Origin of the sequence: Pseudomonas sp. QD4 (genome assembly GCF_049199125.1) — a bacterium.
Taxonomy (GTDB): Bacteria; Pseudomonadota; Gammaproteobacteria; order Pseudomonadales; family Pseudomonadaceae; genus Aquipseudomonas.
In genome coordinates this window covers 2,084,861-2,107,564 of sequence record NZ_JBLZOM010000001.1, presented here as the reverse complement: position 1 = coordinate 2,107,564, position 22,704 = coordinate 2,084,861, and the positions used below count along the sequence as shown (strand labels likewise).

Annotated in this window: 20 protein-coding genes; 6 read left to right on the top strand and 14 right to left on the bottom strand. The window is 55.2% G+C overall.

Translation table 11 applies throughout. The features are described 5' to 3' along the window. Positions 1–17: 17 nt before the first annotated feature. From ACOZJV_RS09425 to ACOZJV_RS09385, 9 genes are all read right to left on the bottom strand, one after another. Positions 18–635, bottom strand: a complete 618-nt coding sequence (locus tag ACOZJV_RS09425; protein ID WP_421547441.1) for a hypothetical protein — start codon at positions 633–635, stop codon at positions 18–20. Between the two features lie 100 nt (positions 636–735). After that, a complete protein-coding gene (locus ACOZJV_RS09420; protein ID WP_421547440.1) occupies positions 736–927 on the bottom strand; it encodes a hypothetical protein in 192 nt (63 codons plus the stop codon). Between the two features lie 220 nt (positions 928–1,147). Beyond that, positions 1,148–1,750 carry a DUF262 domain-containing protein gene (locus tag ACOZJV_RS09415; RefSeq protein WP_421547439.1) on the bottom strand — a complete coding sequence of 201 codons (603 nt, stop codon included), beginning with the start codon at positions 1,748–1,750 and terminating at the stop codon, positions 1,148–1,150. 16 nt (positions 1,751–1,766) lie between these two features. Beyond that, complete coding sequence (locus ACOZJV_RS09410; protein WP_421547438.1) at positions 1,767–2,024, bottom strand: hypothetical protein; 258 nt, start codon at positions 2,022–2,024, stop codon at positions 1,767–1,769. Positions 2,025–2,548: 524 nt separating this feature from the next. Further along, positions 2,549–3,703 carry a relaxase/mobilization nuclease domain-containing protein gene (locus ACOZJV_RS09405; RefSeq protein ID WP_421547437.1) on the bottom strand — a complete coding sequence of 385 codons (1,155 nt, stop codon included), beginning with the start codon at positions 3,701–3,703 and terminating at the stop codon, positions 2,549–2,551. Next, entirely contained in the window at positions 3,700–3,993 is a 294-nt protein-coding gene (locus tag ACOZJV_RS09400; RefSeq protein ID WP_421547436.1) for a plasmid mobilization protein, read from the bottom strand. The genes ACOZJV_RS09405 and ACOZJV_RS09400 overlap by 4 nt, the downstream gene beginning before the upstream one ends. Positions 3,994–4,345: 352 nt before the next feature. Further along, positions 4,346–5,287: a hypothetical protein gene (locus tag ACOZJV_RS09395; protein ID WP_421547435.1), complete on the bottom strand. Its 942-nt coding sequence runs from the start codon at positions 5,285–5,287 to the stop codon at positions 4,346–4,348. 1,140 nt (positions 5,288–6,427) lie between these two features. Beyond that, positions 6,428–7,468, bottom strand: a complete 1,041-nt coding sequence (locus tag ACOZJV_RS09390) for an acyltransferase family protein (RefSeq protein WP_421547434.1) — start codon at positions 7,466–7,468, stop codon at positions 6,428–6,430. Between the two features lie 2,200 nt (positions 7,469–9,668). Further along, a complete protein-coding gene (locus ACOZJV_RS09385) occupies positions 9,669–10,157 on the bottom strand; it encodes a hypothetical protein (protein WP_201130258.1) in 489 nt (162 codons plus the stop codon). Between the two features lie 191 nt (positions 10,158–10,348). Here ACOZJV_RS09385 and ACOZJV_RS09380 point away from each other — a divergent pair, with 191 nt between their 5' ends. Next, complete coding sequence (locus ACOZJV_RS09380; protein WP_421547433.1) at positions 10,349–11,920, top strand: sensor domain-containing diguanylate cyclase; 1,572 nt, start codon at positions 10,349–10,351, stop codon at positions 11,918–11,920. Here ACOZJV_RS09380 and ACOZJV_RS09375 read toward each other — a convergent pair. Beyond that, on the bottom strand, positions 11,917–12,507 hold the full coding sequence (locus ACOZJV_RS09375; RefSeq protein ID WP_421547432.1) for a GNAT family N-acetyltransferase: 591 nt from the start codon (positions 12,505–12,507) through the stop codon (positions 11,917–11,919). The two genes, ACOZJV_RS09380 and ACOZJV_RS09375, sit on opposite strands and share 4 nt — an antisense overlap. Positions 12,508–12,711: 204 nt before the next feature. Between ACOZJV_RS09375 and ACOZJV_RS09370 the strand changes: the two genes are divergently transcribed. Further along, positions 12,712–13,548, top strand: a complete 837-nt coding sequence (locus tag ACOZJV_RS09370; RefSeq protein WP_421547431.1) for an arylamine N-acetyltransferase family protein — start codon at positions 12,712–12,714, stop codon at positions 13,546–13,548. Between the two features lie 40 nt (positions 13,549–13,588). Here the strand turns inward: ACOZJV_RS09370 and ACOZJV_RS09365 are convergent, their stop codons facing one another. Further along, positions 13,589–14,014, bottom strand: coding sequence for a DUF4952 domain-containing protein (locus ACOZJV_RS09365; RefSeq protein WP_421547430.1), 426 nt, complete (start codon positions 14,012–14,014; stop codon positions 13,589–13,591). 25 nt (positions 14,015–14,039) lie between these two features. After that, entirely contained in the window at positions 14,040–14,492 is a 453-nt protein-coding gene (locus ACOZJV_RS09360; protein ID WP_421547429.1) for a hypothetical protein, read from the bottom strand. Between the two features lie 239 nt (positions 14,493–14,731). Between ACOZJV_RS09360 and ACOZJV_RS09355 the strand changes: the two genes are divergently transcribed. Next, entirely contained in the window at positions 14,732–16,276 is a 1,545-nt protein-coding gene (locus ACOZJV_RS09355; protein ID WP_421547428.1) for a nucleobase:cation symporter-2 family protein, read from the top strand. 62 nt (positions 16,277–16,338) lie between these two features. On the opposite strand, the gene ACOZJV_RS09350 is transcribed toward ACOZJV_RS09355, so the two are convergent. Further along, on the bottom strand, positions 16,339–16,755 hold the full coding sequence (locus ACOZJV_RS09350) for an SH3 domain-containing protein (RefSeq protein ID WP_078471247.1): 417 nt from the start codon (positions 16,753–16,755) through the stop codon (positions 16,339–16,341). A 94-nt stretch (positions 16,756–16,849) separates the two neighbouring features. Then, positions 16,850–18,007: an MFS transporter gene (locus tag ACOZJV_RS09345; protein WP_421547427.1), complete on the bottom strand. Its 1,158-nt coding sequence runs from the start codon at positions 18,005–18,007 to the stop codon at positions 16,850–16,852. A gap of 536 nt (positions 18,008–18,543) precedes the next feature. On the opposite strand from ACOZJV_RS09345, the gene ACOZJV_RS09340 reads away from it, so the two are divergent. From ACOZJV_RS09340 to ACOZJV_RS09330, 3 genes are all read left to right on the top strand, one after another. Beyond that, a complete protein-coding gene (locus tag ACOZJV_RS09340; RefSeq protein WP_201130268.1) occupies positions 18,544–19,080 on the top strand; it encodes a sigma-70 family RNA polymerase sigma factor in 537 nt (178 codons plus the stop codon). Continuing rightward, complete coding sequence (locus tag ACOZJV_RS09335; protein WP_421547426.1) at positions 19,077–20,024, top strand: FecR domain-containing protein; 948 nt, start codon at positions 19,077–19,079, stop codon at positions 20,022–20,024. Before ACOZJV_RS09340 ends, ACOZJV_RS09335 begins: the two co-directional genes overlap by 4 nt. A 97-nt stretch (positions 20,025–20,121) precedes the next feature. Continuing rightward, positions 20,122–22,647, top strand: a complete 2,526-nt coding sequence (locus ACOZJV_RS09330) for a TonB-dependent siderophore receptor (RefSeq protein ID WP_421547425.1) — start codon at positions 20,122–20,124, stop codon at positions 22,645–22,647. Positions 22,648–22,704: the final 57 nt, after the last annotated feature.

Here is a 22,704-nt window from a genome sequence, read left to right as displayed (position 1 = left end):
CACTCCTTCGATCATGGTCAAACCCCGGGATTGATCGGTTTTCGCACTACGGGGTGAGAGCTGAATTCTTCATCAATTCTCTGCAACCAATCGGGGTTTTCGGATTTCCGGCCTGAGCCCACGATTATCTTCAGCGCGCACTCCCGACATTGGTCGAGCAGTGAGTAAGGGATTTGCTGTAGCAGCCCTTTGTACTCATCAACGTCACCATCGCGGTATCGATAAAGGTCTGCGCACCACAGGTTGTTAACCCACTCGGTGATATCTTCTCTGGAGTGCTGTGACGGATCCACTAGGACTTTGACGAAATCGACGATCCGAGGGCGCTCGCGTTTACCCAATCCTCGAGTGGTGAGACAGAAAAATTTCACCGACTTGATAGCCTGTCGGTACTTCCAGGTCAGCGAGTCCAGAGACTGCTCGTCACGCATCTCTGACACAAGCCTATACGGGTTAATCAACTCTCCCGTATCTCTAGCTACCGCATGAATTATTCGATTTACATTAAATGATCGCCATTCATCACGGGTGTGGCAAAACGCGCCAATGAGATTATCGTTTTCCTTTTGCAGATCCGAGATTTCGCGTTCGGTAATGCAGCCTTCACCGTCTTGATATTTAATGATTATGCGCATGTGATCTCCTGAGACTGTCCCTTCCATAGGACGCAGGATGAAGTCTAGGTGCTAATTCCTTACGCCACATCTTCCTCATCAAGCCATCGCTTAGATACGGCTATCTTTTCACCAGGATTTTGTACCGTTCTCGTGACGCCAGGATCTGATCCCTGAGCTCTTCAGGATCAATCCTCATCCCGCCACGAGGAGTTGTCTGCAGCGTTTGCAGGCTGTTCACCGCTTTGATGAACTCTCGCTCTTCTGCCTGCACCCAGGCAGGGCGTTTATCTTTCCAAAAGAACCATGACATAGCCGGCCTCATCTCCGATTGCTTCGAGATAAGTATGTGGGAGTTGGAGGTAATGTCCAAGCAAGGAAGTGACCTCTGCTAGCATGCAAGCGGAGCGCGCAGACCATGATGGTCGAAGAGCGTAAGGATGGAAGCCCAAAGGGCCGAGACCCAGCGTAGCGGGGCTCGGTTTACGACAGCCGCTCCCGAAGGGGTACGCCCGACCGCCTTGATTAAAAGATTACCGAACAGCTCGTTGATCAAATGACCGAGGCAGTACGCCCTGCGCGCAAAGATCGTATGTCCTGCGCAATGCCACCTCGTCTTCAGAAGACACCCTCGCATGAGTAAAGATCGTCGACAGAAAGCGTCTCCTTTCGCCGTTGCCAAGCTCAGACCAAATCCTTGGCTGTCCTTGTGCATCAGGAACCGCGAGCCGGTCGAGGAGATACTCCTCCAGGCTGTGAAGACGTTGCTGGCCATCAATCAAAATTTCACTGTTTTCGGCCAATGCCCTTTTACCGCTCTTTGGCTCATACCAGTCATTCGTGAGGTAGCTCCCCAGATCCCCGCCTGACCAAATAGCAGAGATGAAACGAGACTTCTGACCGAGGTTCCACTCCAGGCCGCGCGCCCAAGTTGGAACGGGCATGCCCATAACGAATCGCACCGCCCACGGAAACTGCTCACGAACGGAGGAGGGGTCTACCAGGTATTTTTCCCAGTGGTTGACTAAGACCTCGAGGGGACAATGACTGACGGTCGTGGGCAGAAGACGCTGCGGCATATGGATTTGCAGGTCTGATGTTCCGCCGTCAGAGTAGCGTTTAAAAAAGGAAGTCATGGTTTTCCTGGGTGACTCAGGCTGGTCGAAGTATTCGGGTAAGTGCGGGCGCATCGCCATGCTCCACCGTTGCAATGATCAGCAGATCCCGATCTGTGGAGATATCTATCTGCCCGCAATCGGCCAGAGCGTGTGCGTAGCCCTCGGCATACGCCGCCGATTTGTTGAATTCGGCTGTGCAGGTTGATGATTCGATGTTGCTGATCAGCCGCTCCCATGTGCGCCGCTGGCGGTTGCCGAGAATCGTGCAGGGGAACGAAAAGGCGCCGCTCATGCGCTGTGCGAAGTCATGTATAGAGAGGGTCAAAGCTGTCGCTCAAAAAGGGTACTTACCCATCACAAACGGTTGGTTTCGGAAAACCTTGAGCCTGAAGTGAGTTTTTTCTGAAGATATGCAAGTTTGCCCAAGCACGGCAGCTGGGACTGATGCGTTGGAGGACTGTCACATCAGGCAAGCGGAGCACGCAGGCACGAAGATGGAAACCCGGAGGAGCAAGATAGCCATTGAAAATGGTTGGCTTGATTCACGACAGCTGGCCCGAAGGGCGTGCCAAATGCCGTTCTGCATGAGTAAGCTCTCTGACTGAATTTTGCATGCTGTCAGCATTACTCAAATACCCTGTTCCAGGCCCGTTTATTCAGCTCGTTGCAGGCATCTGGTGAGCCACCGAATACACCTCCAGCTACCCTTTAAGCGCCAATATCTTCTACTGAGCCAAAGCCATAGAGTCCAAGATAGAAGGCGCAGTAAAGGAAGGCTGACTCAGCCCTACTGCGTACTAACTGACTAACGAGATCTTACAGCGCTGGAGCCAGTTCCTCTCCTAGCTCTAGCGGCTGGCCTGGTATGTACTCTATGTAACTGCGCATCAACCTGCACTCCCTTGGCTTAAATAGCTCATCAAAAATAGCATCCAGCAGCTCCAGAATCTCCTGAATCATTTTCTGAACGTCATAGTCTTTTGCCGTGAATCTGACGTAGACAGGCTTTCTTCTGCTCCCGTTAACTGCGATGAATTCATAGTAGTAGATTCTAGCTCTTTCTTGTTTCTCGCTATCTCGGCGAGCAATTTCAACCTGAAGTTGATGAATGGTTTCTGGGTCATAGTGAATTCCCTCTTGTGTGGTTAGTTTGTGCCACGTCAGTCTGGAGCGCTTTAGTTGTCTGCCGCTTATATGATTGCCGTCAAACTCAAACGAAATGCCCTTGGGCTCGCCTTCGTCGTTGAGCGTCAGGTTGATGTAGACCTTTTGCTTCCTGAGCAGCCGGGTGAACGTGAACATATCGCCATCGACGGCGTTGGTGGCTTCGATAGCGCCTGCGATCTTGGCGATCATTTTGTGCTTGAGCGGTAGGTCACCGTCCCGGATCGATGCTTGTAGCTCTGCGTGGGTAATGGAAACGCCCCAGGTATCCTTCGGCTTCGGTGCTTTTGACAGGCTGAAGCGGGCTTCTATGGCCGACACAGAGTCCAGGCTGATGCTTCGCTCGTTGCTGTCTTTGACCATGGAGAACTTGTCATTGAGGCGAATCCTGTTGGCGACGATGTGGACGTGTTGATGGTCTTTGTCTTGATGCATCACAGCGACGTATTGGTTGGTTTCGTCGAAGCCCAGGTCTGTCATGTATTTCTCGACAGCTGAGCGCCACTGAGGGGGCTTCAGGGACTCGCCGGGGCGCAGGCTTATCATCGCGTGGAAGACCGGCTTGATGGACTTTTCGGAGTCGATAGCGAAGCGCCTGAGCGTCTCGACTTGGTCGAACTCTCTAATCATCTCTGCGAGATCGTCTTCGTTACCCTGGAGAACACATGGCAGGGGATCGCGGCTCATTGTGTTGAAGCTGATGGTTCGGATGCCACTGATCTCGTGGTCGTGCTTCGTGCAGCCGAAAATGTACCTGATGCGGTTCTTGAAAGACCCTGCGGACTTGGGAAAGATCTTGCCGATCATTTCACACCCCCAAGATTCACTTGAGCGATGTACTTCACTTTCTCAAGCAGTTCGGAGCCTGGACGGTTGGCGTTGATCATTGATGCCAGATTCATGAGCTCACGGGCGATCTGAACAACGTCCTGGCCGACTTTAGACTTCACTTGTCCGTTAGCAACGAAATCGCGAATGAACGCTCCAGCGGACTTGTATCCTGCCTCAACGACTTTAGCATTCATGGCATCGAGCTCCGTTTTGTTTAGTCGCAGGGTGATGCGGGACTCTTTGTTTTGTCTCTCAATAGTTTTCATCTTGGCTCACCTTTATCGTTTTATATGAGCTTTGCTCTAACGCAACACCCGTAGGGATGTGAGTATCTAGCCCTACTTGTCTGACATAGACACAACTGGCTAAAAAGAAGCTCTAAAGCTATTGTGCAATTGGAGCTTTTGATGGCTCAACAGATATTTAAAGGTTTTTGAATGTATAGCTAAACTTTCGCAGGGTGTGAATGCGAAATCGCAATAGATGAGTGCGGTTTCGCTCTAATAGAGTGCGAAATCGTTTTGGGTGAGTGTGTTTTTGCATAGTGGTATAGTGGAATCGCAAAAGGGGCTTGCGACTCCGCTGTTGAGGATTATGATTTCAGCTGGCTTTTTACGCTTATTCTGGGTGGAAACCCTTTTTTATTTTGTGTCGCGTTAATGTAGTCAGGGACATAGGGAAGGCGATGCCTTTTTCCCCCTGCGCCTCAGCGTTTTTTATCGCATCGCGTACAAAATTGAGTAACTCTTTCGAGGGTGGGGTGAATGCGAAGAGTGAATTTTTGAAGGCTTGCTGCGCTTGGCTTTCAAGTTGTTCCTGCATACCGAGCACAACTATTTCGTTCTCAGGAACCAGGCGTTTTTTTGTGTAGGGGACTAGAACTCCATCATCATCACGCCTGCTTTCCATCCTATAAACGTAGAGTTCATGCCGTCTATTTACCGGGCACCAAACGCCAGCTAGCAACTCTGTGTGCATCGCTTCGAAGTCTTTAAGCTCCAGCTTAAACTTAGAGGCCGAGGTTAATGCTTCGGTAATTGAGTATTCTATTGTGCTAGCAATAAGTTCTCCGGTGAGAAGGCCTTCAAAGTTACGATCAAGGAACGTATCGTCATCCCATGTGGAACTAGAGGTATTTTGTTCGAGAGGATTTTTCTGACAGTGCCGAATCGCGGTGTAGGCGATTGATCCTTCTTGGGATCTTCGGTAGCTGATTCTGAGTTTACCGAGGTGCGAAGTAATACTGTTAATTATGTGTTGCGCAGTAAGAGTGCTTCCTGCAAAGCTTATGAATATTTTGTTGTTTTCGTATACCTGGGTATAACTATGGAACGAGCCACCAGGCGAAAAACTTGGCTTCCATAGTTCCACTTCGATTTCATAAGTTTTTCTGAAACCATTGAGAAGCGTTTTACCGTTGGCATCTGTGATCGCACTGTCCGCTACAACGTACAGGCCCTCAACCTCCATCGTGGGATCGCTGGGTTTCGCTTCGTCATCTAAGTATTTCGAGTAGTCAACGGACTTGGCGTACTCATAGCCTGCAACAATCAAAGTCATTTTGATTACTACCTATAGGGTTATCGTTTCCAGTGTGAGTTTATCTAAAGTAATACGGCTACATAACCACCTCCGTGTCACGTCCTTCGAGGGCAGGTGATCACACGGGTAGTCGCTATGGCGAAATTTGCCTTGTCAACGATGCCAAGGCTGGAAGAAAAGTGGGTAGTGCCAGTCGGTAATGTCATGACTGAGCATGTACACGTCACTGTGGAGTCCAACCAGTCCGTCCAATAATTCAGCTATTTGGGTACGAGCGAGGTACAGAAATTCGTACACATGGTGAACATGATCACGGATTTGACCAATGAAATCAGGCTTTGGCGATCCGATCCATCATGGGTGCAACGCTAAAGCGCCGGGGCTGCATAAGGATCGAGTTCGTTGTGGGGGTTGTGGGGATAGCTGATCTGTGTACCATTTTGCTCTACGTGTTTAAAGCCGTTTTTAGTGGCTGAGTAAATGGGAGTTTTCCAAGAGGCGTTGATGCAATGTATCCGCTTCACTAGCAATTGTCATAGTGACCTTCGCGTCAGGGTGTGGGCGCGCAATGATACCAATCCAGTCATGCTGCGTAGATACGTCCATTTTGCTACGGAGCGAAAATTTATCGAGATAGTTAAGTTTTGCCCGGAAAAGACCGGTGAGATTTGGGGGGGGCTTGGAGTCGAGTTGTATTTTCTATGCAAGTTTAGGCGGACTAACGGAAAGGCGAAGCGATGAAGAGGTAGTGTTTATCAGCTGATTGCGGTAAAAATCGAGTCTTGAGCGAGTGCAGGGGTGCTGGAAAGTTGCGCTTCGGCTAGATAATTGACAAGGGTTTTGATGGTCGGTTTTTATACTGTGATAATCAAGTGGTGGGTGAGGTTGGTCAGCGAATAATGTGGTTTAAGTTGGTGGTGTGATTTCTGTTGCTGAGTTTGAAGTTGCGTTGTTGCTCACTAGTTCGGAAGTCGGCAGGTCTCGTGTGTTGAGAGGGTTTGTATTAAAGTGCGCGTAATATCGAGGGTGTGCCTGATCTCACTACTCGCATTGAAGCGGATTTCTGAAATATTGCATGCTGTTTTTAATGGTGAAACTTAAAGGGGTTTTGTTTTTTATATTGGTGAGTGCTGACCACTCACCAACATAAAAAATAGTCTAGCCAAGTCGTAGTGAGGTTGAAAGTTTATGTATTGGCTTTTCCAGATATTTATAACTCAGCCAGCCATAAAATAGTGAGGCAGCAACCATTGCCGGTAAAATAAAGAAATTCTCCATGGGCCCCAAGTGAGGCGCTTTTAGCCAGATGTGGCCTAGGGAGGATAAAACAAGTACATGTGAAAGGTAGGTTGAGTATGAGGCGTCGCCAATTTTAGTTAGCCACGTAGGTATGCGAGCGCCTTTGTTTTCAGCTAAATATGTGAAAAAAACTATCAAGGCTGCAGGTAATCCAAAGAATAAAACACGCTCCCAGTCGTGGGGTATTTCACCTGTGATATTTATATAGTATTGTCCTCCGATAAAGCAAAGGCTGAGTGAGGCGGTTGTTAAAATTAGAGAGTAAACCAGGGGGAGTGATGGTTTGTAGTTTAAGGCTATTTGCGCGATTAGTGCACCAGCTATAAACTCTATGGTTAGAGGGCTGAGCAAAAGTTTCATCCACGAGCTATCTCCTTGATAAAGAGCACTACCAATTATCACTAAAGCAGCCCAAGCTGCTAAAGCTAAATTAAAAAAGCGCTCTGGAATTAGGAAGGTTAGTAAAAAAACTAGATAGAAATAGATTTCATGGGAAAGGGTCCAGCCTACCGCTACCAAGAAAAGTTTGTCGGTGGGCCACAGTGCATATGATGCTAGAATGTCTGCTGATGCACCATTATTAACTAGTTTTTTATTTAGTAAATAGACTATTAAGACTAGTGTTGTGTATATCCAGTAAATAGGGTATATGCGGAGGGCTCTTCGATATAGAAAATTTATTCCTTCCAATAAGCCTTTTCTTTTTTTGTGGGTCACAACTACCATGATAAAACCACTAATTACGAAGAAGATATCAACGCCCGAGGCACCTGCTAATGTTGCTTCTGGCAAGATAGTTGCGTCTGCATATTTCTCCTCGACTCGGAATAGGTGAGAGAGTAATACAAGCAGTACGGCAATACCTCTTAAGGCTTGAATGCTTTGTAGTTTGCCAAGCATTTGATATGTTTTCCTTGACTTGTAAAGGATAAGGTTTTCTGACTTTGACGTATATCTATAACGTAGGTTGGTTTTTTAAGAAGCGAATTGTAGCTAAACTTTATGTGAGAAGTAAGTGTTGGATGGATAAAAAATGTGGAGTGGTGCCCCGGTTAGTGGGCCGTGTGTGTTTGTAGTGTCTGGCTCCGACGTAATTTCAGTCAGGATAATAGTGAATTATGAGTTTATAATGAGTGTTTGCCTTCCTTGATGGTGAGGGATTGCATGTTTTTTATGAGGTTTAATTGGTCGCTTGAGTTTTCAATGCTGGAGCTCTTTAAGTGCTGCCTGTATATTTTTCGTACAGTGACTGGGCTTTATACAGCTCGGTCGAAGTTCACGTTTTATATGTAAAGTGCGTAATTGGCGACTGGTTGGTGCTGTTTTTATTTGAGGTTGCTAGTATGCTGTTTTCGATAAAAACTAGATACTTATTGTCGGGGGAATAAAATTATATCAGTGGCTTGCCTTGTTTTATGCGGATAAGATGTTCTCAAAACAGCACGTTGGTATCTCAAATGTCACTAAACCATGAGACTCCCCCCGTTGAGTTATCAGCGGGAATGAGGTGCTCTGAGTTGGCATGCGTTCTATAGCGCTAAAAGGAGCGACGATTTGTAAAAAATAGTACGCGATCAATCAGCTTATTATGAAGCTGTTGTTATTTGTGGCCTGCGATGAAAGTCAATCCAATTCTTGATCGGCGTCACAGAAAAGCTGCGGAATAGTGTTCAGCTTGGAATCTCTTGAGTTGATACTTGATTTTGTTCGGCGAGTATTGGGCTGTTTTAGGTGTTTTTTGAGTATATTGTTTAATACATCATCCAAAGTCTATCTGGCTAATTTTAGCTAAGTTGAATATCAATGTTAGAGCATATGTCAAAAGTATGCAGTTGCACGGTTTGTATCAGGTTCTTGTATTGTTTCGCTTAAGTATACCAAAAAACAGCCGTTTTTTGCATTGTAGTAAGTTTTGTGGGGGTTGTTGGTGGGTAGGGGGTGCGGAATTTGTTGGTCGCGATTCGGAGTTGGAATTATGAACGTCACAAAGAGGAGTTGTACTTAAAGGTAGATTTAAATATAAATGTCATTTTATTGGTTTTGCGTTAGGTTGTTGTTGAGTTGGTAGTGCTTGATTGTTATTGTTCTGGGTATGTTAACGCCTATTCGTCATCTCTCGATAAGCTAACCGTGTTTAATTTGTTGAGGTTGACTTGTCTGGTTGAGTTTCGAGTGATGGCGAGTTCGAAAAGTTTTATTCATTGTTTTTTGAGTTGTTTGTCAGTTCTTTTTTGCGACCAGGTCGAAGAAGCTTTGAAGGTATATTTCTTGCATTACTGTCGAAGATGCTAATAATTCGACGGCCAGACTTCTTCTGGCCTACCGTTAAAAGAGGTGGCGTGAAAATAGTCATGATTGTTAGGTGGTTTTTTTTGAAAAGTAATAGTTTGAAACACAGCAGCGTGGAAGCTCCACTTTGACTTGGTATTACAGAGTGCCGGGGTTTTTGGTTTGTCTTAATTACAATAAGGTGGTTGAATTTTGATATTGTGGTTCTTTTTGTTTTTACCTTTTTGTCCCGCAATTAAAAATTGCCGCCGTTTTCCAAGACCTAATTTGGCGAAACATAATATGGTATGTTCAGTCGGCGGTAGAGGTTCCTTGTTTCATCGTGACTATTGTCAATGTTAGGGTTAAGGACGTCGTCCTTAAACATCATTGGATGTCCGCCAGCGTAAAGCGTTGGATCTGGGATGATGCCCTTAAAATCAAGAAGAGACGCTACTTTTTTACAGTGAAGAGGTGTTGCATTTCATTTTGGTTCACTCTTTCACGATCTCTCCACTAAGCTTATCTAGGCGATCAACTATGAGAGATGCAACGCGTTGGGTATCCATCATTGTCCCTTTAATTGAGGGTTGCAAATATCTCTCTATTTCCTATGAGGTAGTAAAAATCACAAGAAATTTAATAGTTCGGTATAAAAGCTCAACAGGTCTCCTGAGCAACGGGGCGCTCAGATTTTGCTTGCATCTAGCGTACTGATTATAGAGCTTCCATGAGAAGGGGAGAAGTCAGGGCTGCGGCAACTCAGGCTCCTTTTCAGAACTGCTTCGTGGCTCGCTATCAGTGGCCCCAAGCTCCCCTCGATCCGTCTGCTCTAAAGCCCCAACCCTTCCTCAACTACCGTCAGCAAGTTGTCTTCATTGAACTCCACAGGCTCCTGCCGTGGCCGCCCCGTTTGCGGAGTCGAGTGAATCATCCAATGCCCTTCGCCATGATCGCTGGCGGTGCGCAGCAGGTATTTTTCCTGGCCTTTGGCATGGATGTCGATGCGTCCGGTGGCGCCCGGGATGAAGCGTGCGATGGGGTCGAAGGTGATGCTGGTGTGGTTGCCTTCGAGCACCAGTTGATCGATGGCGTAGTTGAAGGTGGCGCCGGAAGGCGTGCTCTCGAAGACCCGGGTGGCGTTGCGGCGGATGCCCAGGCCGGCCTCGGACACGGGCGTCAGCCAGGTTTCGATCTGCTGGTACAACTCGTTGACCTGGACGGGCCAGAGTTCGATGGTTTTGTCTGCGCTGGCCTCCTTGTCGGCGCGGCCTTGTTGTTTTTGCTTTAGCTTGGCAGCGAGCTCATCAGCCTTACTCATTCCGATTTCCTATCGTGTGGTGAGTGTGGGGTAGCGCCTCAAGTTACTGCACCTTGGCCTGCGCTGGCCAGTCCGCCAAGCCGACTGTTGACCGCCGGGGTTCATTTGCCCGCTATCGGCCCTTACGCTAAGCTCACCGACATCAAGGGATTTGGGCGCTGGCTCATGCCTTCCCCTTCAGGATGATGCTTTTGCCTATCCCCATTCATGACCCGCACTCCACCTCCGATGGCTCGCTGAAACGCCTCCCTCTGCTCAAGGCTGCGGTGGCATTTATCGCGACGGTTTGCCTGTGCCTGTGTGGTCTGTTGTACCTGCAGTTGGAACAGTCGCGGCGCCATGATCTGGCGATGGCGGAGGTGGTGTCGATCAACCTGACGCGCGCCATGGCGCAGCAGGCGGAAGACACCTTTATGGAGGCCGAGTTGGTGCTGACCAGCCTGGCCGAGTGGGTCCAGGCTGATGGCTATGAAGGGGCGGCGGCCGCACGATTGCACAGTACCTTTTCCCGGCGAGTGCAGGCGCTGCAACAACTGAGCGGGCTGTTCATGTTCGACAAGCATGGGCAGTGGGTGGTGACATCCTTCGATGATCTGCCGCGTGGGGAAGGGGTGGCGGACCGTGATTATTTCCGCTTCCACCAGCAGAATGCCTCGTTGCTGGTGCATATCGGCCCGGCGATTCGCAGTCGGGAAAACGGCGAGTGGATCATTCCCCTGTCGCGCCGGGTCAACGATAAGCAGGGCAACTTCCAGGGCGTGCTGATGGCCGGGATCAAGTTGGCTTACTTCGATCAGTTCTTCAAAAGTTTCAATATCGATGACGACGGCACGATGTTCCTGGCCTTGTCCGATGGCACCTTGTTGACGCGTCGGCCTTTTGAAGAGCGGCAGATCGGTGCTTCGCTGAGCCGTGGCGAGATTTTCCAGAAGTATTTGCCCAACTCGCTCTACGGCAACGCGATGATCACCTCGGTGGTGGATGGCGTGGTCAGGTTGTATGGCTATCGGCAGCTGGAGGCCTACCCGCTGGTGGTGGCCGCCGCAACGTCAAGGGATGCGATCCTCAAGGGCTGGTACGCCACGGCTTATCAGTCCAGCGTGATTGTGGCCCTGGTGGTGCTCGGTATCGGTTTGTTCGGCTGGGTGTTTGTGCATCAGGTGCGTGACGGCCAGCGTATCGAGGCTGACCTGCGCAAGGCTCAGGAGGCGCTGGAGGTGATTGCCACCCATGACAGCCTGACCGGGCTGGCCAACCGGCGGCTGTTCGAACGGGCCCTGGAAATCGAGTTCGGGCGCGGAGCGCGCCAGTCAAGCCCGCTGAGCCTGATCATGCTCGATATCGATTACTTCAAAAGCTACAACGACACCTACGGCCACGTCGCGGGAGACCATTGCCTGACCGAAGTGGCGCAGGTCTTGAAAAACTGCTGCCAGCGCAAGGCTGACCTGGCGGTGCGCTACGGTGGCGAAGAATTCGCGGTGCTGTTGCCGGACACTGATATCCAGGGCGCCCTGACCATCGCCGAGCAGATTCGCCACCGGGTCATGGAGCAAAATATCGAGCACGGTGGTTCTCCCACGGGTCGCCTGACGGTGAGCCTGGGCTGCTACGCCTTCGTGCCACGAGGGGCGGACAGTATCGAGGCCTTTATCCAGCGCGCGGACGCAGCGCTGTATCAGGCCAAGAAGGGAGGGCGCAACCGGGTGGAGGTGCTGTCCATGGAAGAGGCGGCCGCGCCACTGCTGCGTTCTGACCGCTAGCCCTGTCCCTCCACCTGCTGCGCGAGTTTGCTTTCCAATTGCCGGCGTACTGCAGGCCATTCATCGTCAATGATGCTGAAACGCACCGAGTTGCGCTTGCGGCCGTCGGGCATGATCCGCTCATGGCGCACGATGCCTTCCTGTTGGGCCCCGAGGCGCAGGATGGCCTGGCGCGATTTCTGGTTGATTTCGTCAGTGGTGAATTGCACCCGTACGCAGTCCAGGGATTCGAAGGCGTAGCGCAGCATAAGGTACTTGGCCTCGGTGTTGACGAAGGTTCGCTGCCAGCGGCTGGCGATCCAGGTACTGCCGATTTCCAGCTTGCGGTGCTGGCGGTCGACCTTCCAGAAGCGCGTGCAGCCGATCACCTGACCGGTGGTTTTCAGCACCGTGACGTAGGGCAGTACCGTTCCGGCATCCCGCCCGCTCAAGGCCTGTGCGATGTAGGGGTGGACCGTATCCCGCGAAGGCACCACGGTGAATGGCAGGTTCCACAGCTCGCCATCTTGCGCGGCGTCGACCAGGGCCTCGGCGTCGCTGGGCAGCAGCGGGCGCAGGATGATTCGCGGGCCTTCCAGGGTTTGCATGCGGGGCCTTCTCATTCGGGGGCGGGCAGACGGTATTACAGGCAAGCGCGGTGGCCTTGGCAAGATCCAATCCAGGGCCAATGCCATAAAACTGATTGGCTAAATCAATTGTCGAGCCGTGCCCGTTATGACTTATACATAGCCCGCGATTCCCAAGACTGGCCCGCCATACCTTCGTAATACCTTGTGGACAAGGACCGCACTATGAGCCAACCCGCTGTGATGGACTTCGACCTCTACCTGCACCAGCTCGGCTTCGATGCCGCACCCGCGCCGACCCTGGACACCTTGCGCCGGCTGCAACTGCGCCACACCAGCACCTTTGCCTTCGAAAGCCTGTCGACCCTGCTGCGGCTGCCGGTGCCCATCGATTTGCCGACGGTCGAGAAAAAAATCCTGCATGACGGCCGTGGCGGCTATTGCTACGAACTCAATCAGATGTACCTGGCACTGCTGCAGCATCTCGGGTTCCAGGCCCGGGGCATTACCGGGCGTGTGGTGCTGGGCGGGCCGGAAGATGCCCTGACTTCGCGCACCCATCGCCTGGCGCTGGTGACCCTCGACGACGTGCAGTATTCGGTGGATGTCGGGTTTGGCGGCATGGTGCCAACTGCTCCGCTGCGCCTGGACACCGATGCAGAGCAGGCCACGCCCCACGAGCCGTACTGCATCGTCCGGCGCGATAGCGGTTATGCATTGCGCGCCAAGGTCATGGGCGAGTGGCGACCCATGTATGTGTTCGATCTGCAGGTGCAGGGCGACGCCGACTACGAGATGGGCAACTGGTACGTCTCGACCCACAGCCGCTCGCCATTTCTCGGGCAATTGAAAGCCGCGCTGACCGGTGACGGTTGGCGCCGGACGCTCAACAACGGCAGTTATGCCCTGCACCGCATGGGCCAGCCCAGCGAGCGGCGACAGATCAGCGATGCGGATGAACTGCTCGAGCTGCTGCAGCGCGAGTTTCGGATCCGCTTGCCGCAGCACCCGGCGTTGCGCGACGTGGTTGCGCAACTGATCAGCGAACCTGCGGCGGTGTGACTGACACTGCGCTGGCGGACGCTTGCAGTCGCTCTCGGCCCTAAGGGTCTTCAGCGTAGGCATCGACGCGCAGGTAGATAAAGTCGATGTCCTGCAATGATTCACGACGGTTGATCGGGGTTTCTCCTGAGCCCATGAAGACCGAGTAACCGATTCCGGTATGCGGATCGCGGAAGAAGCCCGGGGGCGCATCCCAGATGCAGCAGGAGCGGCGCAGCGGCTTCATGGAGAAGCGTTCGGCGGTATAGCGCTCAGCGTTGTACACCTCGCGCCCCGGCAGGCGGTAGGTGGCCCGGAACGGGGCGCCCTGGAGCTCGGGCTCCTGATGACACTCGAGAAACTCCAGGTAGGCAGGCTTGCCGCCAGCATTCGCCAGAAAGTCATCGCAGCTCAGTTCTGCGTGGGCGCTACTGATCAGCAGCAGGAGCGCCACCGGCAGCCAGCGGGTCCATGTACGTCGGTTCAATGTGGGGTTTCCTGGGCCGGGGCCCTTACCAGGGGTCGAATGTCCATTTCCCGCTTTTACGGTCCAGGCGCCGGCAGCGCATGCCCAATCGCGGGCTGACCAGGGGCCAGTGCCGGGGGCGCAGGGTGAAATAAAAGCGGTAGTGCTCAAGTCCTTCGATGGTCAGGTAAAAGTGCCGATCATCCTGCCACTCCACCTCTTCCAGGTAATACGAGCTGTACCAGCGTGTCAGCGTGCGGTGGGCCAATACCCGTTGCAAGTCGAGGCTGACCAGCACCACAAGGACAGCTTCTTCGACCCAGTAGTCGAGCTCGGTAATCAGCACATAGCCCAGTGCGGTCTGGTACTGACGCCGCAGTAGCCGGCCCGGAATGCGCAGCGCGGACACTTGCCCGTCGACGATCAGGAGCGCATCGGCGGGGTCGGTCTGCGGCGAGCCATGGTGGGGCTGCAGGGCGAATCGTTCGATCGTTTGCATGAGTCGAGGCGAAGAGGGCGAGGCGGCATTCTAGCAGGGCTCAGCAGCCAGTGATTTATATCCTGGGCCCGGATCGTTGCTCGTCCGGAGCCACTTGGACGGGAGTTGCGAAGCATCAGTGGGGTGTTATGGCACAAAAGCCATCCTGTATTGTCCGACAAACTGTATACAATTGTATGGACAGTTGTCTTGGATGTTGAATACAGTGTGCCCATAACAAAAACAGGGAACCCCAAACCATGACTACCCCCCTCGATTCACAGCAGCGCCCGGAAGATGAAAACCTGGGTCTGGGCGCCAACATGGCCTACGGCCTGCAACACGTGTTGACCATGTACGGTGGCATCGTTGCGGTACCGCTGATTGTCGGCCAGGCGGCCGGGTTGTCTGCGGCGGAAATCGGTCTGCTGATCGCTGCGTCGTTATTCGCAGGGGGGCTGGCAACCTTGCTGCAAACCCTGGGCATTCCATTCTTTGGCTGCCGTTTGCCGCTGGTTCAGGGGGTGTCCTTCGCCGGCGTCTCGACCATGGTGGCGATTGTCAGCAGTGGCGGCGAAGGTGGTTTTCAGTCGGTGTTGGGGGCGGTGATCGCCGCTTCGTTGATCGGGCTGCTGATTACTCCGGTGTTCTCGCGTATCACCAAGTTTTTCCCACCGTTGGTGACCGGCATTGTCATCACCACCATCGGCCTGACGCTGATGCCGGTGGCCGCGCGCTGGGCCATGGGCGGCAACAGCCGGGCGGCGGATTTCGGCAGCATGTCCAATATCGGCCTGGCGGCAATCACCCTGGTGCTGGTGCTGCTGTTGAGCAAAATCGGCAGTGCGACCATTTCTCGCCTGTCGATCCTGCTGGCGATGGTGTTTGGCACGTTGATCGCGGTCATGGTCGGCATGGCGGACTTTTCCGGCGTGACCCAGGGGCCGATGTTCGGCTTGCCGACCCCCTTCCACTTCGGCATGCCCACCTTCCATCTGGCGGCGATTCTGTCGATGTGCATCGTGGTGATGGTGACGCTGGTGGAGACCTCGGCCGATATTCTCGCGGTCGGTGAAATCATCAATACCAAGGTCGATTCCAAGCGCCTGGGCAACGGCTTGCGGGCCGACATGCTGTCGAGCGTGCTGGCACCGATCTTCGGTTCCTTTACCCAGAGCGCTTTTGCGCAGAACGTCGGGCTGGTGGCGGTCACCGGGGTCAAGAGCCGCTTCGTGGTGGCCACCGGCGGGGTGTTCCTGGTGATCCTCGGCCTGCTGCCATTCATGGGGCGGGTGATCGCTGCCGTACCGACCTCGGTACTCGGCGGCGCCGGTATCGTATTATTCGGCACCGTGGCGGCCAGCGGCATTCGCACCTTGTCCAAGGTCGACTACCGCAACAACGTGAACCTGATCATCGTTGCCACCTCCATTGGCTTCGGCATGATTCCGATCGCGGCACCCAACTTCTACGATCATTTCCCCAGCTGGTTCGCGACTATCTTCCATTCCGGCATCAGTTCGTCGGCGATCATGGCGATTATCCTCAACCTGACCTTCAACCATTTCACCACCGGCAACTCGGATCAGCAGTCAGTATTTGCCGCGGGCACCGAACGCACCCTGCGCTTCCAGGATCTGGCGGCGCTGCGCGAGGGCGATTACTTCAGCGATGGCAAGTTGCACGATGCCGAAGGCAATGAAGTGCCGGTGGTGGTCGAGCCGGTTGGCAAGGTGGGCGCACATGGGGGGGAAGGGCCGGCGGTCGGCCATGCCAGAAGCGCAGCCGAGACCAGCAAGGTCTAGGTGCGTCCGACGGCAGTGAAGCCTGAGCAAACCGGCGCCCCCAAGGGCGTCGGTTTTTTTGTTCATGGGGTTGCAGGCGCTTGCTGCTCGGGCGCGGGTTCGGCGTCGTCGGCATCGTTGCCACCGTAGTGGTCGCCCAGTTTCAGGCGTTTTTCTTCGACCCAGCCGCTGTAGTCCTGACCGTCCTTGGCGATGTACATCACCTGCGCCCAGCCGCTTTGGCTGGAGGCATATACCGTCAGGCTGTCACCCGGGATGACAAACAGCTTCTTGTTGATGCAGGCCGGGCTGGGAGCACTGTGGAAATACAGTCGGCCCTGGTCGATGACGGTGGCCTCCAGGGGCGGACGATAGCTGCCAGCCTCCAGGGACGCGTTGTCGCCCAGGGTGTCGCAATCAATGGTTTCGGCCTGGGCGACAGCCAGGGGCAGCAGGCTGAGCAGCAGGCAGGACGGCAGCAGGCGCAGGGATCGGTCCATCGGTGTGGGTCCAGGGCGAGGGGCGGGTGGCGCGATAGTAGTGACAAAAGCCGAGGCTGCCCACCCCGGCCACATGCCCTTTGGCTGGCGCGTATTACTCCGTGATCTGTTGCGCCTGGTGTTGCCTGAGCAGCGAGCAGGCAAACAGCACCACCACTGCTGCGGCAGCCGCGAGGGTCAATGGCAAACCATGGGAGCCGCCGCTCATGGCGGCGCCGCTGAGCAGCGGCCCGAGCAGGCTGCCGATGCCCCATAGCAGGCCGGCACTGGCATTGGCCGTGACCAGGTCCGGGCCGCTGAATTTTTGCCCGATCAGGATGATTGCCAGGGTATACACCCCGCCGGCCGCGGCCCCGAGTACCACCAGGCTGGGCCAGAGCAGTGCCGGATAGCCGATCAGCAGCGGCAGGCCCAAGCCGATCAGCAGTGACACCAACCCGCAGCCGAGGTAGATGGCGGCGCGGCCGGTCTTGTCCGATAGCCAGCCCAGGGGAAACTGAAACACCGCGTCGCCGAGCAGAATGATGCTGACCATCAAGGCTGCGAGCTTGATGCTGTAGCCGTGGCCTACGGCATAGACCGGGAACAGCGAGAGAATCACCGTATCGAAGAACGCGAAGAACAGGATGCCCGCGCACAGGGCCGGCGCCACACGGATGAAGCCGAGCACCGAAAAGGTCTTGCTCTGGGTGTGATCGGCCAGGATGTGCTGATGGGGCAGGGTCAGCCAGATCACCGCGATGGCCAGTACGTAGCCGGCGAGAACGATGGCCAGCACCTGGGGGCCGTCGGTACCCAGCAGGGCGACCAGGCCCGGACCGATCAATTGGAACACCGTGAAGCAGGTGGTGTAGACCGCGATGATGCGCCCGCGGGTGGCCTCTTCGGCCATTTCATTGACCCAGGTTTCCCCGAGGATGATGATCAGGCCGGCGCCGAGGCCCATCACAATGCGCGCCATGCCCAGGCCATAGAGGCCGACGCCGGGCATCTCCAGCAGGGCGATGCTCAAGGCGCACAGGCTGAAGCACAGCAGGTAGATCTGCCGCCGACTGAGTTTCAGGCACAGCCAGTCCACCAGGAAGGCCGAGAGCATCATCCCGGCGGCGGGCAGTGCCGACATGATGCCGATCTGTGCATTGGAGGCGCCGGCCTGGTACAGGCGTAGCGCAATCACCGGCACTGTCGAGCCGATGCTGAGGCCGACGATCGAGATGCCGAGAATAAGTGCTGCTAATAGTTTGCTGTTCATAAAAAGTGCCTGTGCCTGGGTTATCAGGCATCGAGGTTGTTCCATGGTCTGGCCGCAAGGGCCGGGCCTTTACATGACTGCCGGGCAAGGCGCTTTTCTGGACGCAGCACGAGGTTCCGAAGCGCGGGGGCGCTAGCGGTTTCGGGTTCTGCGGTGAAAGGCGTCAACAGCTTTGATCCGTGGCATCAGGGCCGCCGGGGTATCAAAGTCGCGCGGGGTTCAGTCGCAACCGTGGGTGGCGTGGTGCGGCGAGAAGGTGAAGGCGAACAGCACGCTGCGGCGCCGGCGATTGATCGCGCAGTCGTGTCGGGTAACGGCGAGGATGTCCGTTGGGCTCATTGAGGTAAAAGCGCAAGCGGATAGGGCAGGGACATACATCGGATTGGTCGGGTCGGATTAAAAGAGTCGCACAGCCTACGCCAGGCCTGGATGGCAAAGCAATTGCGGGTATGGAGAGCACGCTGGTCTACGTGTAATTGCCATCAGAATGCCTTTTCGGTTAAATTGAGATTGGTTCTCAACTGCGTATCGTTACCATGTCCTCCGGTGCCTCTCCACCCGAAGCTCCTCAGTCCATCACCAGCCTGTACTGTGACCACCATGGTTGGTTGGTGCGCTGGTTGCGGATGCGCCTGGGATGTTCTCATCAGGCGGCAGACATGGCCCAGGACACCTTTGTGCGGTTGCTGCTCAGTGAACGCAAAGGCCCGGCCACTCCTCTGCTGCAAAAGCCTCGCTACTACCTGGCGACTATCGCACGGCGAGTGATGGTCGACAGTTTCCGCCGCAGAGCGCTGGAGCAGGCTTATCTGCAAGCGCTGGCCCAGCAGCCGGAGGCCTATGCGTTGTCACCTGAAGACAAGCTGCTGATGGTCGAAGCGCTGCATGCGGTGGATGCCATGCTCGACGGCTTGGGGCGCAAGGTGAAACAGGCGTTTCTCCTCTCGCAATTGCAAGGCATGGGCTACAAGGAAATCGCCGCCAGACTGGGGGTATCGGTCAGTTCAATTACCCAGTATGTGGCCAAGGCTTCCGAGCATTGCCTGTTGTTCGCCCTGGAATCCGAGCTGTGACTGCCGACGAAAAACGTCAGGCATTGCGCGCTGCAGCACAATGGTTAGCCTGCCGGTCGGGGGCGCCAGACGATACGGCGCTGCAAGACGCCTGGCGCCGCTGGTGCATGGAAACCCCGACCAACCACTGGGCCTGGCAGCGAGTTGAGCGACTGCAACTGCAATTGGGCAAACTGCCGAGTGCCATGGCGTACGAGGTGCTCGATCACGCGCCTGTCGCGCTGGCGCAGCTGAACCGTCGTTCACTGCTCAAAGGAATCATCGTGATCGGTGGTGTCAGCGGTCTGGGGTGGTCCGGCTACCGGCAGGCACCCCTGTGGATGGCTGATCAGCGCACCGCGATCGGCGAGCGGCGCAGCCTGCAATTGGCCGATGGCACCCGGCTGACCCTCAACACCTCGACCGCTGTGGATATCCAGTTCGACGCCCAAGTGCGCTTGATCAGGCTGCGGGCCGGGGAAATCCAGGTCCAGACCGGCAAAGACCCCCGGCCCTTTATCGTGCGTAGCGCCCAGGGCGATATGCAGGCGTTGGGCACCCGGTTTGACGTGCGGCAGCATGCCGGCACTACCACGTTGAGCGTGTCGGAACATGCGGTGCAGGTCCGCCTGGGTAACGGTCGGATTCAAAGGGTCGACGCCGGGCAGACGATGAGTTTCAGTCGCGACGATTTCGGCCCACTGCAAGCGGCGGCGCCGGGCAGTGACAGTTGGGTGGAGGGCTTGTTGCGGGTTGACGACTGGCCCTTGCAGCGTCTGCTTGGCGAGTTGAGCCGCTATCGTCCGGGCTACCTGGGCTGCTCGGACGACGCAGGCAGCCTGGTCCTGTCGGGTGTGTTCCCGCTGGACAACACCGAGCTGGCCCTGGCCGCCATCGCTCGTGCACTTCCGGTGCAGGTGCTCCAGCGCACCCGCTACTGGACCCGTGTGCTGAAGAAAACCTGATCGGCAAAAAAATCACTCGGGTCTCTGTAGAAAGGCCTGAGCCTGTTCGACCTACTCCTGAACTTATAAAACTCTGCCAAACATTTCAGGAGCTTTCATGTCCCTCCGGCAAATCAACTACCTTGCTGATCGCCCCTATCGGGCTCGCAAATCGCCGCTGGCCAAGGCCATTCTCTGCGCAAGCCTGGCCTTGCCGTGCATGCTCCTGACGCCCATGGTCGTCAACGCCGGGCAGGCTCAGCCCAGTACCGAACAGCGAAGCTTCAGGATCCCGGCAGGCCCGGTGGGGGCGGCGATTACCCGCTTCTCCGCAGAGGCCGGGGTGGTGGTGTCGTTCGATGCCAGCTTGGCCGCCGGGCGCAAGACTTCCGGGTTGAATGGCGCCTACAGCATCGAGCAGGGGTTCGCCGTATTGCTCGAAGGCAGCGGTCTGCGGGCACAGAAGATTGATGCAAGAACCTATCTGGTCTCCCGCCTGGAGCCTAACGGAGCATTGGATCTTGGCGCCGTCCGCATCGATGCCCAGGAAATGGAGGGCACGACTGAGGGGACGGGCTCGTACACCACGGGTGTGACCAGCACCGCGACCAAACTGAACCTGTCACTGCGCGAAACGCCGCAGTCGGTCAGCGTTATGACCCGCCAGCGCATCGACGACCAGAACTTGCGCAGTATCGGGCAGGTGCTGGAACAGACGCCCGGAATCAACGTGCAAAGCCCGGGCAGTGACCGGCTGTATGTTTTCTCCCGGGGTCTGGCCATTGATAACTATCAATATGACGGCATGCCCACCACGTCCTTTGCCTTCACCCAGGCCTTGCCGCAATCGCTGTCCGACATGGCGATCTATGACCGGGTCGAGGTGCTGCGCGGGGCTTCCGGGTTGCTGTCAGGCGCTGGTGATCCTTCCGGCACGATCAACCTGATTCGCAAAAAACCGACCTCGACGTTTCAGGGGTACATCAGTGCCGGCCTGGGCTCCTGGAACCTGTATCGCAGCGAAGTGGATGTGTCCGGCCCGCTCACCGAGAACGGTGCTTTGCGCGGGCGTGCAGTGGCGGCCTATCAGCAGGGCAACAGTTTTACCGATCATCTGCAGCAGGAAAAAACCATCCTCTATGCAGTGATGGAAGCTGATGTGAGCGACAGCACGCTGCTGACCCTGGGTGTCGAGTACCTCGACAATGACCCGCGTGGGTTCTCGACCACCGGGTTGCCGTTGCTCGACAGCAAGGGCAATCGCCTGCACACCTCGCGCAGCGATAACCCTGCCAGCCGCGACAGCAGCAATCGCCAGGAATCGGTGAACACCTTCGCCTCGATCGAGCACAAGCTGGCGTATGACTGGACCTTGAAAGTCTCCGCCAACGCCATGTATGGCACTCGGGATTACGACTCGATTATCGTCGGTACCACCACCGGTTTCGTTAACGCGCAGACCGGCAGCGGCCTGAGCTACACCGCAACCAAGGGTGACAACACCCAGGAGCAAAAAGGCCTGGATATCATGTTCTCGGGCCCGTTCCAGTTCATGGGGCGCGAGCATGAGTTGGTGTTTGGCTTCAACTTCCAGGACTACGAAAACCGCCGCAACGGCTTTGGCAACCTGCTGGCCAATGGCACCAGCAACAACGGCGTCAGTGGCAAACCGGTGAATATCTACAGCTGGGACAACTACGCGCCGCGCGCTGCCTACAATTTCAACCGCGAAGACGACAACATCGACCAATGGCAGAATGGCGCCTACCTGGCGACTCGTCTCAAACCCACCGATGAGCTATCGCTGATCCTCGGGGCACGGGTGAGCAACTACCGCTACGATGCCTCGCTGCACTACAACGTGGCCAACATGGTGGCCTATAACACCGACGATACATTGCGGGTCAACGGCGAGGTCACGCCCTATGCCGGCGTGGTTTACGACCTGACTCCCAACCACTCGGTCTATGCCAGCTACACCAGCATCTTCAAGCCGCAGCCGTACCGCACCAGCGCGGGAAAGATGCTGGATCCCCGGGAAGGCAACAACTACGAGATCGGCCTCAAAAGTGATTACTACGACGGTCGGCTGAACACATCCATCGCGTTGTTCGAAGTTGATCTGGAGAATGATGCCGTGGCCGATGGCATGGTCGCTGGCAGCGATACATTGACGGCCTATGTGGCGAAAAAGACCAGGACCCGGGGCGTCGATCTGGAAGCCAGCGGCGAGCTGCTACCGGACTGGAACCTGGCTGCCAGTTACAGCCACAGCGTGGTCAAGGACGATGACCACGAGCGGATCAAAACCACGATCCCTGCCGATCTGCTGAAAATCTGGACCACCTACCGCCTGCCCGGCGAGTTGGATCGCCTGACCATAGGCGGGGGTGTGAACTGGCAAAGCGGGATCCACATGACGATCGATAGCGGGCGCCTGCCTGCCCCGACACAGGTCAAGCAGGGCGACTACGCCACCGTAAATCTGATGACCCGCTATCAACTGACGCCCCAGTGGTCGGCCACTGCCACGGTCAACAACCTGTTTGATAAGAAGTACATCAGTTCCCTGGATAGCAACTTCTACAGCGGTTCATACGGCGAGCCGCGCAACTTGATGGTGAGCACCAAATACAGCTTCTAGGCCGGTAGCCGCTTCGTGGGCGAGGGGTAACCTCCCTCGTCTGCGATGGCCCGTGAC